This window comes from Microbacterium martis, assembly GCF_047246685.1.
Lineage (GTDB): Bacteria > Actinomycetota > Actinomycetes > Actinomycetales > Microbacteriaceae > Microbacterium.
Map to the genome: position 1 here is coordinate 725,467 of NZ_JBFOKT010000002.1, position 12,360 is coordinate 737,826.

14 protein-coding genes are annotated in these 12,360 nt (G+C 70.2%); 8 read left to right on the top strand and 6 right to left on the bottom strand.

Annotated elements, in window-relative coordinates:
* Window position 1 precedes the first annotated feature (1 nt).
* From AB3M90_RS11405 to AB3M90_RS11420, 4 genes are all read left to right on the top strand, one after another.
* Entirely contained in the window at window positions 2-1,111 is a 1,110-nt protein-coding gene (locus tag AB3M90_RS11405) for a Gfo/Idh/MocA family protein (protein ID WP_412952060.1), read from the top strand.
* A gap of 54 nt (window positions 1,112-1,165) precedes the next feature.
* A complete protein-coding gene (locus AB3M90_RS11410) occupies window positions 1,166-1,888 on the top strand; it encodes a FadR/GntR family transcriptional regulator (protein WP_412952061.1) in 723 nt (240 codons plus the stop codon).
* A gap of 350 nt (window positions 1,889-2,238) precedes the next feature.
* The gene (locus tag AB3M90_RS11415) at window positions 2,239-2,484 is read left to right on the top strand and encodes a hypothetical protein (protein WP_412952062.1); all 246 of its coding nucleotides are present in this window, start codon (window positions 2,239-2,241) and stop codon (window positions 2,482-2,484) included.
* Entirely contained in the window at window positions 2,481-2,912 is a 432-nt protein-coding gene (locus AB3M90_RS11420) for a hypothetical protein (RefSeq protein ID WP_412952063.1), read from the top strand. Before AB3M90_RS11415 ends, AB3M90_RS11420 begins: the two co-directional genes overlap by 4 nt.
* Window positions 2,913-3,068: 156 nt before the next feature.
* On the opposite strand, the gene AB3M90_RS11425 is transcribed toward AB3M90_RS11420, so the two are convergent.
* A complete protein-coding gene (locus AB3M90_RS11425) occupies window positions 3,069-4,253 on the bottom strand; it encodes an alcohol dehydrogenase catalytic domain-containing protein (protein WP_412952064.1) in 1,185 nt (394 codons plus the stop codon).
* Between the two features lie 186 nt (window positions 4,254-4,439).
* Here AB3M90_RS11425 and AB3M90_RS11430 point away from each other — a divergent pair, with 186 nt between their 5' ends.
* Window positions 4,440-4,874 (top strand): SRPBCC family protein, encoded by a 435-nt coding sequence (locus AB3M90_RS11430; protein ID WP_412952065.1) that lies wholly within the window; start codon window positions 4,440-4,442, stop codon window positions 4,872-4,874.
* A 9-nt stretch (window positions 4,875-4,883) separates the two neighbouring features.
* Here AB3M90_RS11430 and AB3M90_RS11435 read toward each other — a convergent pair whose 3' ends face one another.
* On the bottom strand, window positions 4,884-5,705 hold the full coding sequence (locus AB3M90_RS11435; protein ID WP_412952714.1) for a shikimate 5-dehydrogenase: 822 nt from the start codon (window positions 5,703-5,705) through the stop codon (window positions 4,884-4,886).
* Window positions 5,706-6,240: 535 nt separating this feature from the next.
* On the opposite strand from AB3M90_RS11435, the gene AB3M90_RS11440 reads away from it, so the two are divergent.
* Window positions 6,241-6,447 carry a cold-shock protein gene (locus tag AB3M90_RS11440; protein WP_175987918.1) on the top strand — a complete coding sequence of 69 codons (207 nt, stop codon included), beginning with the start codon at window positions 6,241-6,243 and terminating at the stop codon, window positions 6,445-6,447.
* A gap of 92 nt (window positions 6,448-6,539) precedes the next feature.
* Here the strand turns inward: AB3M90_RS11440 and AB3M90_RS11445 are convergent, their stop codons facing one another.
* Window positions 6,540-7,205, bottom strand: a complete 666-nt coding sequence (locus tag AB3M90_RS11445) for an HAD hydrolase-like protein (RefSeq protein ID WP_412952066.1) — start codon at window positions 7,203-7,205, stop codon at window positions 6,540-6,542.
* Between the two features lie 144 nt (window positions 7,206-7,349).
* On the opposite strand from AB3M90_RS11445, the gene AB3M90_RS11450 reads away from it, so the two are divergent.
* Window positions 7,350-7,628: a response regulator gene (locus tag AB3M90_RS11450; RefSeq protein ID WP_412952067.1), complete on the top strand. Its 279-nt coding sequence runs from the start codon at window positions 7,350-7,352 to the stop codon at window positions 7,626-7,628.
* A gap of 3 nt (window positions 7,629-7,631) precedes the next feature.
* On the opposite strand, the gene nucS is transcribed toward AB3M90_RS11450, so the two are convergent.
* Both nucS and AB3M90_RS11460 read right to left on the bottom strand, forming a co-directional pair.
* Window positions 7,632-8,327 (bottom strand): endonuclease NucS, encoded by a 696-nt coding sequence (gene nucS, locus AB3M90_RS11455; protein WP_412952068.1) that lies wholly within the window; start codon window positions 8,325-8,327, stop codon window positions 7,632-7,634.
* A 9-nt stretch (window positions 8,328-8,336) separates the two neighbouring features.
* Window positions 8,337-9,563 carry an MFS transporter gene (locus tag AB3M90_RS11460; protein WP_412952069.1) on the bottom strand — a complete coding sequence of 409 codons (1,227 nt, stop codon included), beginning with the start codon at window positions 9,561-9,563 and terminating at the stop codon, window positions 8,337-8,339.
* Between the two features lie 60 nt (window positions 9,564-9,623).
* On the opposite strand from AB3M90_RS11460, the gene AB3M90_RS11465 reads away from it, so the two are divergent.
* Window positions 9,624-10,688, top strand: a complete 1,065-nt coding sequence (locus AB3M90_RS11465) for a LacI family DNA-binding transcriptional regulator (protein WP_412952070.1) — start codon at window positions 9,624-9,626, stop codon at window positions 10,686-10,688.
* A 51-nt stretch (window positions 10,689-10,739) separates the two neighbouring features.
* Here AB3M90_RS11465 and AB3M90_RS11470 read toward each other — a convergent pair whose 3' ends face one another.
* Window positions 10,740-12,239: a hypothetical protein gene (locus AB3M90_RS11470; protein WP_412952071.1), complete on the bottom strand. Its 1,500-nt coding sequence runs from the start codon at window positions 12,237-12,239 to the stop codon at window positions 10,740-10,742.
* Window positions 12,240-12,360 lie beyond the last annotated feature (121 nt).

Sequence of the window (12,360 nt, forward strand, 5' to 3'; positions counted from 1 at the left end):
CATGAACAACCCCACGGATGCTATCCGCATCGGCGTCGTCGGGGGCGGCCTCATCGCACAGGCGGTGCACCTGCCCAACCTCGCGGCCAATCCGCGCACGGAGCTGGTCGCGCTCGCCGACCCCAGCGCCCTGGTCGGGAAGGGGCTCGCCGTCCGCTACGGCATCCCTCGCACGTATCTCGACTGGCGGGCGATGCTCGACGGCGAGCGCCTCGACGCCGTGGTGGTCTGCTCACCGCACTCGACGCACGCCGCCATCGTGCTGGCGGCGATCGACCTGGGCGTGCACGCCCTCGTCGAGAAGCCGCTGTGCATCGATCCCGCAGATGCGGTCGTGATCGCCGAGCGGGCCGGTGCGGCCGGTGTGGTGGTGCAGGTGGGCTACATGAAGCGATACGACCCGGGCTTCGAGAGCTTTCTCGACGCCCTTCCGCCGACGGGCGACGACGTGCATCTCATCGACGTGACCACCTTCGATCCCTGGATGTCCCGCGAGCCTTTCGTGCGGTGGGACGAATTCGTCCGGGGCGACGACATCGATCCCGCCCTGCTCCAGGGCTTCCGCGCGGAGGAGGCGGCTCAGGTCGGAGCCGCCGTCGGGGCCGACGATCCCGACACCGTGCGCGCTTTCAGCTACACCTTCCTCGCGTGCCTGGTGCACGACATCAACCTCGTCTCAGGGGTCCTCGACCGGTGGGGCGTCGGCGCCACGGCCGAGAGCAGCCACGCCTGGGCCGACGGGAACGCCGCGACAGCGGCCCTCCGCCTCGACAACGGCGCGGTCTGGCGCAGCACCTGGCTGCTGCTCCCCGAGCAGCAGGAGTTCGAGGAATCCGCTCGGGTCTTCTTCCCGGGCTCCATCCACGAACTCCGATTCCCCGTTCCGTACCACTCCGAGGTCGCGACCGAGCACGTCGTCCGTGGGAGCGGCAACCGGGGAGAGGTCGAGCGGACCGAGAGGCGGTTCGTCTCCGACAGCTACGTCGCCGAGCTGAACGCCTTCGTCGACGCCGTGGCCGGTGCGCCGACCAATCGCACGCCGCCGGAGCAAGGCGGCAGGGACATCGCGCTGCTGCGCGACCTGTTCCTCGCGAGAGTCGGCTCGGCCTAGGAGGTCTGATCACAAAATCATCGGATGAGGCGCATGCGAGGATATTCTGGGAACATGAGCCGACTGCACCGTGACGTGATGGGCCAGCTGACCGGCGCCATCGTCTCCGGCGCCCTGCAGCCGGGAGCTCTGCTACCTCGCGAAGTCGACTTGGCGGAGGAGTACGGCGTCAGCCGGGGGACCGCACGCGAGACCATCAGGGCGATGGAGGAGCGCGGTCTCGTCCAGGTTCGTCACGGCGTCGGCGCGATCGTGAACGAGTCCGCCGGATGGGATCTCCTGGCACCCGAGGTGCTGCGCGCGCTGCTCACGACGGCCGAAGGACCTCAGGTGCTGGGGCAGTACATCGACACTCGACGGGTGATCGAGGTCGAGGCCGTGTCGATCGCCGCCGAGCTCGCCACCGATGACGACGTGGCGACGATGCGCGCCGAACTCGCCGTCATGGAAGAGGTGGCGGCGCTGTCGGCGCAGGGGAATCCCGCGGCCGAGCAGAAATTCCACGAGGCCGACCTGGCCTTCCATCAGACGATCTTCGCCGCGGCGCGCAACCAGGTGCTGGCCAGTCTCGTCCGTCGCATCCACGAGGCGCTCTACGTGGCCCGTCTCGCCCTGGCCCGGCCGCAGTTCCGCGTCGAACGCGCCCTGCCCGAGCATGAGGCGATCTTCCACGCCATCGAGGCGCATGATCCCGAAAGGGCGCGCCAGGCGATGACCGCACACCTCGACACGGTGGCGACCTACCTGCTCGAGTCCTACGCCGAACGGCATCCCTGACCGGAACCGCCCGGTGCGCGCGCCTCACACGCGGCTCGGGCGCCGCTGGGGGGAGGAACACGCCGGTGCGCGCGCCTCACACGCGGCTCGGGCGCCGCTGAGGGGAGGAACACGCCGGTGCGCGCGCGCTTTCCCCGGCGTGTTCCTCCTTTGAGCGGGCGCGAGCGGGCGCGGGCGCGAGCGCGCGGGCGCGGGCGCGACGGGGCGAGGACGCGGGCGCGGGGGCGGGCGTGGCGACGGCGACGGGGCGGCACCGCGGGGTACCGCCGCGGCGGGCGTCTGTCAACGGACCTGTGCTGCGGCGGCATTCGACCGATCCTGTGATCTCACCACGACGAGAGGAGCGCATCATGTCGAACCCCCAGGAATCGGCCAGCATCACCAACCCTCTGCTCCCGGAGGAGGAGGACCAGGTGGAGTCGACCGACTTCTCCGACGGGACGCTGCCGACCGACACCGAGCAGCCGGAGTCGCAGGGCGATGAACCCCTCGACGCCGAGCTCGGCGACGACGGTCAGGGCGACCTCGCACCGGAAGACGCGGCCGGTCAGCACAGCGGCGACGCCCCCGTCGACCTTCGGGACGGCACCGAATGAGCGACGCCCGCGAGCAGGAGTCGCGCTCGGCGAACGTCGCTTCGGCGGCGGAATCCGACGCGCAGTCGCGCATCGACGAGCACCTCGAGGCGCGGGAAGGCGACGGCGACGGCGAGCTGCTCGACGTCGGAGACACTCCGGCGGGCGGCGCCGGAGCCGACTCGGGCGTCGCGGCGGCCGTCGGCGTCGACGAGGCGACGGAGGAATCGGCCAAGGCCGAGCTCGACTCCTACAACTCGGAGTTCAACGACGAGCCCGGCATCGGCAACCGCTCAGCCACGGGAAGCCGCTCCGCCAGCAGCAGCCGCACGCGCGAGAACGACCGCTCGCGCGAGAACGACCGCTCGCCTGAGAACGACCGCTCGCCCGAGAACGAACGCTCGCCCGAGAACGAACGCTCGCCCGAGAGCGACCGCTCCAAGGGTTGAAACACCACTGCGGGGTCGGAGAGGAGCCCGTCACACCCTCCGTGGCGCGTCTCTCCGACCCCGCAGGCCTGTGTCCCGCCGCCGCCTCAGCCGCCGCCGCGCCAGCCAGCCGCCGCGCCAGCCGCCTCAGCCGCCAGCCGCCCGGCCCTCGACGGATCAGACCGTCGACGGATGCAGGACGACCTTGATGCAGCCGTCCTCCTTCTTCTGGAAGGTGCTGTAGAGCTCCGGCGCGTCCTCGAGGGGCGCGTTGTGGGTGGTCAGGTCCATCACGCCGAGCGGGTCGGAGATGTCCTCCACGAGCGGCAGCAGCTGATCGGTCCAGTTCTTGACGTTGCACTGTCCCATGCGCATGGTGATCTGCTTGTCGAACAGGGTCTTCATCGGAATGATGTCGGCATCGCCCGCATAGACGCCGCTCAGCGACACCGTGCCGCCGCGCCGGACCGTGTCGATCGACGCGTAGACCGCCGCGAGCCGGTCGATCCCCGCCTTGTCGAGCGCCTGGCGCGCCACCGCGTCGGGCAGCAGCCCGACCGCCTTCTGCACGAACTCGACGCCGGAGTTGCCGTGCGCCTCGAGGCCGACGGCATCCACCACCGAATCCGCTCCCCGCCCCTCGGTCAGGTCGCGCAGCTCCTCGACGATCGTGTCGGTCAGATCGAACGTCTCGATGCCGTGCCGCTCGGCCATCGCGCGCCGCTCGGGCACCGGGTCGACGGCGAGCACCCGGTAGCCGCGGTGCCGCCCGATCCGCGACACGAACTGGCCGACGGGCCCGAGTCCCATCACGGCGAGGGTTCCGCCCTCCGGCACCTGCGCGTACTCGACCCCCTGCCACGCGGTCGGAAGGATGTCGCTCAAGAAGAGGTACCGCTCGTCGGGGAGGTCGGCGCCGACGAGCACGTGGTTGTAGTCGACCAGCGGCACGCGGAGGTATTCGGCCTGCCCGCCCGGCACCTGGCCGTACAGCTTCGTGTAGCCGAACAGCGACGCCCCGCTGCCGTACTCGCGCACCTGCGTCGTCTCGCACTGCGACTGGAGTCCCCGCCGGCACATGAAGCACTCGCCGCACGAGATGTTGAAGGGCACGACGATGCGGTCGCCGACGCGGAGGTTCGTCACCGCCGAGCCGACCTCGACGACGACGCCCATCGGCTCGTGCCCGAGGATGTCACCACGATCGAGGAACGGGCCGAGCAGTTCGTACAGATGCAGGTCGGATCCACAGATCGCCGACGAGGTCACGCGGATGATCGCATCGGTCGGCTGCTCGATGACGGGATCGGGAACCTCCTCGACCACCACGTTCCGCTTGCCCTGCCAGGTCAGTGCCTTCATCGTGCCTTCTCCTCATCGGTCGCTCACGGGTCTCGGTCGATGTCACCCTTCCCTGCTTCGGCGGAGGCGAACAGCGGGTTGACAGGTCGCGGGTGGAGGTGCCGCGCTTGTCAAGCACCTCGCCCGACGCGCTGGCTGTCGCGCACGATGGTCGGAGAACCACGATGGTCGGAGAAGGGAGACGACATGGCGACCAACACGCGTGCGATGGACTGCACGCCCGACGACGTGTTCCGCGTGCTCGCGAACGGATGGCTCTATCCGACCTGGGTGGTCGGAGCCAGCCGGATGCGCGATGTCGATGCCGCCTGGCCCGGCCGGGGCGCCGAGCTGCACCACTCCTTCGGGGTGTGGCCGTTCCTCCTCGACGACACGACCCAGATGAAGGAGTGGGACCCGCCTCACCGCGCGGTGCTGCGCGCGAGGGGATGGCCGGTCGGCGAGGCCACGGTGACCATCCGCGCGCGACGGCAGGGATCCGGCTGCGTGGTGCGCATCGATGAGGATCCGGTGAAGGGCCCGGCCACTCTCATCCCGCGATTCCTGACGACGCCGATGCTGCGCTGGCGCAACGTCGAGACGCTGAACCGGCTGGCGTTCCTCGCCGAAGGGGGCGCGTGAGGGGCGCCGTCAGGCCCCGGCCCGCATGAACTCCTCGGCGGCGAGCACCTGTTCGTCGGACGGGCGGATGCCGGTGTAGAGCACGAACTGCTCGAGCGCCTGCAGCGTCGCGACCTCGGAACCGGTGATGACGGTCTTGCCGGCCGCGCGTGCGGCGGCGATGAGCGGGGTCTCGGCCGGAAGAGCGACGACGTCGAAGACGACGGATGCCGCGGCGATCTGCGCGGCGTCGAAAGACAGCTCGTTCTCCTCGGCTCCGCCCGCCATCCCGATGGGCGTGACGTTCACGAGCACGTCGGCGGTCTTCCCGCCGGCATCGCCCGTCCAGGCGAAGTCGTAGAGCTCGGCGAGGGCGCGCCCGGCGGACTCGTTTCGGGCGACGACGGTGACCTCGGTGAACCCGGCGTCGCGGAACGCCGCCGCGGTCGCCTTGGCCATGCCGCCCGATCCGCGCAGGAGCACCGTCGACGCGGCGTCGAGGCGATTGCGCTCGATCAGCCGGGCGATCGCGGAGTAGTCGGTGTTGTAGGCGGTGAGCCGCCCGTCGTCGTTGACGATCGTGTTGACGGAGTCGATCGCCGTGGCCGAGGCGTCCATGCGGTCGACCAGGGCGATGACCTCCTCCTTGTACGGCATCGAGATCGCACAGCCACGGATGCCCAGTCCGCGCACGCCCGCGATCGCCTGGGCGAGGTCGGTGGGGGCGAACGCCTTGTAGATCCAGTTGAGCTCGAGCGCCTCGTAGAGGAAGTTGTGGAAACGCGTGCCGTTGTTGCTCGGTCTCGCCGAGAGCGAGATGCACAGCGTCATGTCCTTGTTCAGCATCGTCACCGCCTCAGGGTACCGGGGGGCGGCGACGCCGCGCTGCGCGGCATCCGTCGACCCCCGCGTCTCCGCCACCGGACCGGCCCCGTGGCGGAGAGCGCACATCCTCCCTTAGTGTGAAGGTGCATGCACAAGGGGATCGATCGTCTCCGTCTTTCCCCAGAAGACGGGCAGCCTTCCCCAGAGGCAAGACGATCCGTGCATGCGATTGGGCCCTCTCGAGTAGTTCAGTCCCCAATGGACTATTCGAGGGGGCCGCTGTCGTTCATCTTCCCACCGATTTTCCGTATTGTCCCCCAAAAGGGGGACAACAGCGTCGAAAAGGGGCTAGGCTGTCTCTGACGCACCCTCCGGTCGTCTTCGGCCCTCATCGCTCCCCCCGCGGTGAGGGCCACACCATTCTTCGGGCGCGCAACGCCCGCTCGTGCAACATTTGGATTACCTTCTCGCCGGTGCTATACCGCTCGGCCGCTCCTCCACTAGCGTTAGCGATGTCGGGGCATACCTGCGTCGGCTTCTTCATCAGCAGAACAGGCAGTACATGAGCACCCAGGGCACGGTCAAGTGGTTCAACTCGGAGAAGGGCTTCGGCTTCATCTCCCCCGACGACGGCGGCGCTGATGTTTTCGCGCACTACTCCGCCATCGAAGCAACCGGCTACCGGTCTCTCGACGAGAACCAGCGAGTCGAGTTCGACGTCGCGCAGGGCCCCAAGGGCCTGCAGGCAGAGAACATCCGCCCGCTCTGAGAGCGGACGATCTCAGAACTCCCCGACCGGATGCGCCCCGTGCGTCATCCGGCGGGGAGTTCTGTGCTTTCCTGCCCGCCCGGTAGCGCCGATCAGGTCAGCAGCAGCGCACGCAGTTCGTCGACGGATGCCGCGCGGTACGCGGCTTCGTCGCCCTCGTGGTGATCGCTGAAGCCCCATTCGACGAAGATCACCGGCACGCCGTTCGCTCGTCCGCCGTCGACGTCGTGATGGCGGTCGCCGATCAGCACCGGGTGGGAGGTGTCGGCGCCGAGCCCGCGCAGACGTCGCAGCGCTTCGGCGACGATGTCGGTCTTCGACGCCAGGGTCGACTCGTCGGGCGTCGCGCCGACCGTCGTGAGGAACGCCGGGCGCAACCCGAAGTGGTCGATCAGGGCGTCGACCTGGATCTCGGGCTTCGAGCTCGCCGTCGCCTGCGGCACACCCGCCGCGTGGATGTCCTCGATGAGCTCGACCATGCCCGGATAGGTCGCGGCGTCGGTCGTATAGCCGTCGGCCCGGCCGAGCGTGCGGTAGAACGCGACGGCTTCCGCCGACTCGGAGGGCGACATGCCGGCCTGATCCTGGAACGAATCGAACATCGGCGGCCCGATCCAGTGCACGAGATCCTCCCGCGTCGGCGCCGGTCGTCCGAAGTGGGTCAAGGCGACGTTCAGGCGGCGGAGGATGCCGACGGATGCGTCGACGATGGTGCCGTCGACGTCCCACAGCACGCAGGAGTAAGGAGAGGAGGGCACGCCTCCAGCCTATGGGTCGGTCGGCGAGCGCCCGCTCGTCCTGCACAGGTGTGCAGCGATGGCCGTTCTCCCCAGTTCTCGGCCTCGCCGAAGACGTCGCCCTAGAGTGGTGACAGCGGGGAGTCTGCGCGTGAGAATGGGGGCATGTTCGTGTCGGTCGAGGTCATCACGACGATCGCGGCAGCGGTGTCGATCGTCGTCGCGTTCGCCGGCCTCCTCGGATGGTTCATCCGACGGCTGGATGCGCGGTTCGACCGAGTGGACGCGCGGTTCGACCGGGTGGAGCTGCGGATCGACCGGGTGGAGCTGCGGATCGACCGGGTGGAGGACCAGCTGAGCGGTTTCCGGCACGAGCTGACCGAGGTGAAGATCGCCGTCGCGCGCCTCGAGGGTCCGCATCCACGGCTCATCACCGCTCGCTGAGCCTCAGAACAGCCTCGGGATGCCCGACTCGATGCCCTTCATGTCGTCGTAGTCGAGCACGAGGCAGCGGATGCCGCGGTCCTCGGCGAGCACGCGCGCCTGGGGCTTGATCTCCTGAGCGGCGAACACGCCCTGCACGGGGGAGAGGTGCGGATCGCGTCCGAGCAGCTCGAGGTAGCGCGTCAACTGCTCGACTCCGTCGATGTCGCCGCGACGCTTGACCTCGACGGCGATGGCCGCACCGTCGGCATCCCTCACCAGCAGGTCGACCGGCCCGATGGCCGTCGGGTACTCGCGCCGCACGAGCGTCGCGCCCTCCGAGATGCGCTCCACCTGCTCGGCGAGGAGCCGCTGCAGATCGGCCTCCACCCCGTCTTTCTGCAGGCCGGGATCGACGCCCAGCTCGTGCGAGGTGTCGTGGACGACCTCGTAGATCTGCACCCGCAGGGCGTCGCCGGTCTTCTTGTGCGTGACCCGCCAGACCTCGACGACGCCCGCGCTCGCCTCTTCCTCGCCCGGCGCCTCGGTGGTGAGGGTGCACGGCGGGCTCATCCAGTTCAGCGGTTTGTAGCTGCCCCCGTCCGAGTGCACGAGCAGGCTGCCGTCGCCCTTGTGCACCAGCAGTCGTGTGGCGAGGGGCAGATGGGCGTTGAGCCGGCCGGTGTAGTCGACCGAGCAGCGGGCGATGACGAGACGCACCCGATGAGCCTACTTCGTCGTCGCCACCTTCTCGTCTTCCCGCAGCGGGCGCGCGGCGCCCGAGAAGAGGCCCGAGGCCACCACGAGGGCGACGAGGATGAACAGCGTGTTGAGGAGTCCGATGTGCTCGCTGATGACGCCGAGCACGGGCGGGCCGCCGAGGAAGGAGATGTAGCCGATCGTCGCGGCGGCGCTCACCCGCGCCGCGGCCTTGGCGGGATCGTCGGCGGCGGCCGACATGCCCAGCGGGAAGCCGAGCGAGGCGCCGATGCCCCAGAGCGCCGCGCCGATGAGGACCAGCGGCAGGCTCGGCGCGAGGATGAACAGCACGATCCCGGATGCCGCGGCCACGGCGAGCGTGCGCAGCACGATCACGCGTCCGAAGCGATCGACGAGCGGTCCTCCGAAGAGCCGCACGACCGTCATGCCGACCGAGAACACGGCCAGCGAGACGGCGCCGCTGCCCTCGGCGAAGCCGTGTCCCTGCTCGGTGCCGAGGGCGATCCAGTCGTTCGCGCCGCCTTCGGCGAACGACATGCCCAGCATCACGACGCCCAGCAGGTACGTACGGGGCTCGCGCCACGCCTCGAGCGCGGTGTGCAGGCGCTCGCGGAAGGCGGGCTTCTCGTGATCGGCCGGATCGAGGGCCGCTTCGCGGTCGGGCACCTGGAAGAAGCATACGATCGCGATCACCAGGATGAGCCCGCCGATGATGCCGGCGTGCGTGGCGACGTTCACGGAGAGGCTGGCCGCCAGTGCGCCGATGCCCGCTCCGATCACCGTGCCGAAGCTGAACAGGGCGTGGAACACGGGAAGGATCGTCTTGCCCATCTGCTGCTCGATCGCCGTGGCCTCGACGTTCATCATCACGTCGACGCAGCCGTTGCCGAAGCCGAACAGCACCATGCCGACGAGGACGATCGGCACCGACCCGAACACGTTCGCGCCCAGGCCGACGAGCGCGATGCCCACGGCGAACATGATCATCGACAGCAGCATCCCGCGCCGGGCGCCGGTGCGCGCCATCACGGCGGGACTGGTCGAGATGCCGATGATCGACGCCAGCCCCATGCCGAGCAGGATCAGGCCGACCTGTGCGTTGTCGAGTTCGAGCGCCTCCTTGATGGAGGGCACGCGCGATGCCCAGGTCGCGATCGAGATGCCGCTGGCGAAGAAGATGGCGAAGATCGCTGCGCGCCAGCGCACGAACTGCGAACGGGAGAGGGCGATGTCCATGTCGGACAGCCTATCGAATCGATTCGACTGTTCGGTACCGGATCGGGTTATCCTCGGAGTATGAGCAGCACGGACGCGCCCCGTCGAGCCACCATCGCCGATGTGGCGCGCGAGGCGGGCGTCGCGACGTCGACGGCATCCGTCGTCTTCAGCGGCAAGGCGAAGGTCGCGGCGGCCACGCGCGACCGAGTGCTCTCCGCCGCCGCCGAGCTCGGGTACGCCGGGCCCGACCCGCGTGCCGCATCGCTGCGCCGCGGACGCAGCGGCATCGTCGCGGTCGTGCTGGAGGGGCATCTGCGCACCGCGTTCCTCGACCCCGTGACCACCGCGATGATGGACGGGCTCACCGACGGCCTCGCCGACCTCAGCTCCGGCATCCTCCTCATGCGCGACGAGGCCGGAGACGACGCCGCCGCCCTCGCGAACGCGCCCGTCGACGCGGTCGTGCTGATCGGATGCTCGGGGCGGGCGCGGGCCTCGCTGGAGATCGTGCGGGCTCGCGGGCTGCCCGTCGTCGTGATCGAGGGCGAAGCGGGGGAGGGGATTCCCCGCATCACCCTCGACAACGCGGCGGCCTCGGCGACCATCGCCCGGCACGTGCGCGACCTCGGTCACCGCGACGTCGCCCTCGTGACGCTTCCGCTCGACAGCGACCGCGAGCGCGCCCCGGTCACCGATGCGCGCTTGGCCGCAGCCACCGTCGACGTCACGGTCGAGCGCCTCACCGGTACGAGGGAGGTGTTCCCGGACGCCCCCGCGGTGTCGGCGTCTGGCAGCTTCATCGACGAGGGCGTGCGGGTGGGACGCCTGCTTCTCGCCGACCCGGCCGCGCGACCGACGGCGGTGTTGGCGCAGAGCGACCTGCTGGCCGTGGGAGTGATCCGCGCGGCGGAGGAACTGGGGCTGCGGGTGCCCGACGATCTCTCGGTCGCCGGGTTCGACGGCATCGCGGTCGACGGCATCTCCGACGTCACGCTCACCACCAGCGTGCAGCCGGCCGTCGAGAAGGGACGCGCCGCGGGCGAGCAGGTGGCGCGCATGCTCCGCGGCGAGCGGGGCGTGACCCAGCACTTCACCTGTCGGTTCCGCGCCGGGACGACGACGGCGCCGCCCGCGAACCGCTGATCCCGGCCGGCACGGGGCACAGGACGCCGGCATCGCTCCGGCCGGCGCGCGTCACGACCGTTGCGGTCCGAGCGGCAGCGTGGTGCCGTCGAAATCGAGGATGCGGTAGCGGCCGCACGTGATCACCCGCTCGGGGACGGCCGCGACCGGAAGCTCCCACGGCACCGTCTGCGCGTCTTCGACGAGGAACGACACCGCGCCGACGTCGAAGTCGTGGCGGTTCACGAGCCAGGCATAGCCGTTCAGCCGGTGATCGACCTGAACGAGACGTGCCGGATCGTCGAGGTGCAGTTTGGGCAGCCGCACCGTCCAGAACTGCCCCGCCCCGGTGCGTCCCGAGGCGTCGACCCAGTCGGTGACGCAGGAGAGGTCGCGGTCGGGTGCAGCGGCGGCGGTGGCCAGGCGCGGCACGGCGAGTGCCCCCAGCACGGTGACGAGCACGGCGGTCGCGGCCACCGCCGTGCGGACGAGTCGACGGGGCAGCGGCCGGGCGTGGGGCGCCGCGACCAGTGCGAGAACCGGGGCGAAGGCGACGGGCTGCAGGTACCGCGCCGCGTTCGTACCCAGCGCGACCGCGCCGATCACCACGAGCATGGGCACGAGCCACGCCGCCGTCGCCACCAGGCGCGGCCCGGGGTCGCGGAGCTTCACCGTGCCGATGAGGCCGCCCGCGACCAGCGCGAGCGACAGGGCCGAGCCGATCGCCCCGGCCGGCGCCGCGAGCCGCTCGCCGAGGAGCCCGGTGTACGAGGCGAGCGATTCCGCCCACAGCTCGGGTCGCGCGTAGCCCGCGCCCGAGTTGGCGATCCATTCCGCGAAAGGAATACGCGCGAGGAAGCCCGCCACGGTGCCGCCGAGCAGCACGGCGGTCAGGGTCAGCATCCGTCGCCTGCCGGTCGGGTGATGAGCCTCGACGAGGAGCACGATCCCGACCGGCACCGTCGCCCACGCCGCAAAGAGAGGATTCGACAGCGTGGATGCCGCGGCGATCGCGCCGAGCGCCACCAACGGCGTGACGGTCGCTCGAGTCCGATCGATCATCCGCCGGAGCAGCCCGATCGAGAGGACGACCGCGACCACGGTGGCCGCGTAATACGTCGTGGTGAGCTGGAGTGAGGCGAGCTCGAGGGCGTCGCGCGACGCGGTCGTGTCGGTGGCGGCGAGCACGCCGAACACGGCCAGGGCGAGCAGCGACCAGGCGACGGGCGCCCGACCGCGACGGTGGCGACCGGCCGCCAGGCGCAGCGCGCCGTAGAGCGCGAGGAGGTTGCCCACTGCCGCGATGGCGAGCAGGGCGTCGACGGGCAGCGGCAGGACGGCGTCGAGCGCTACGAACCCGGCCGACTCCGGCAGGAACAGCACGCTCGACATGGCCCAGTCCTGCGGCACTCCGGCGAGGATCGAGCGCGCGAGGAGCGCCACGATCAGCGAATCGCCATCGCGGAACAGCAGCGCCGAGCGCGCGGATGCCGCGACCTGACCGGCCACCGTCGCGGCGATCGCCAGCGCGCCGAGCCAGCCGGCGACCTCTCGTACCCAGACGCGCTGCATGACCGCTACTCTCCCACGCGCCGGATCGATCGACGCTCGTGACCCTGACGGTTTCCTCACGCCGGTAAACTGGACGGACACCCGCCCGCCTGTGCCATCCGGCCGACGAGCCCTGAGGGAG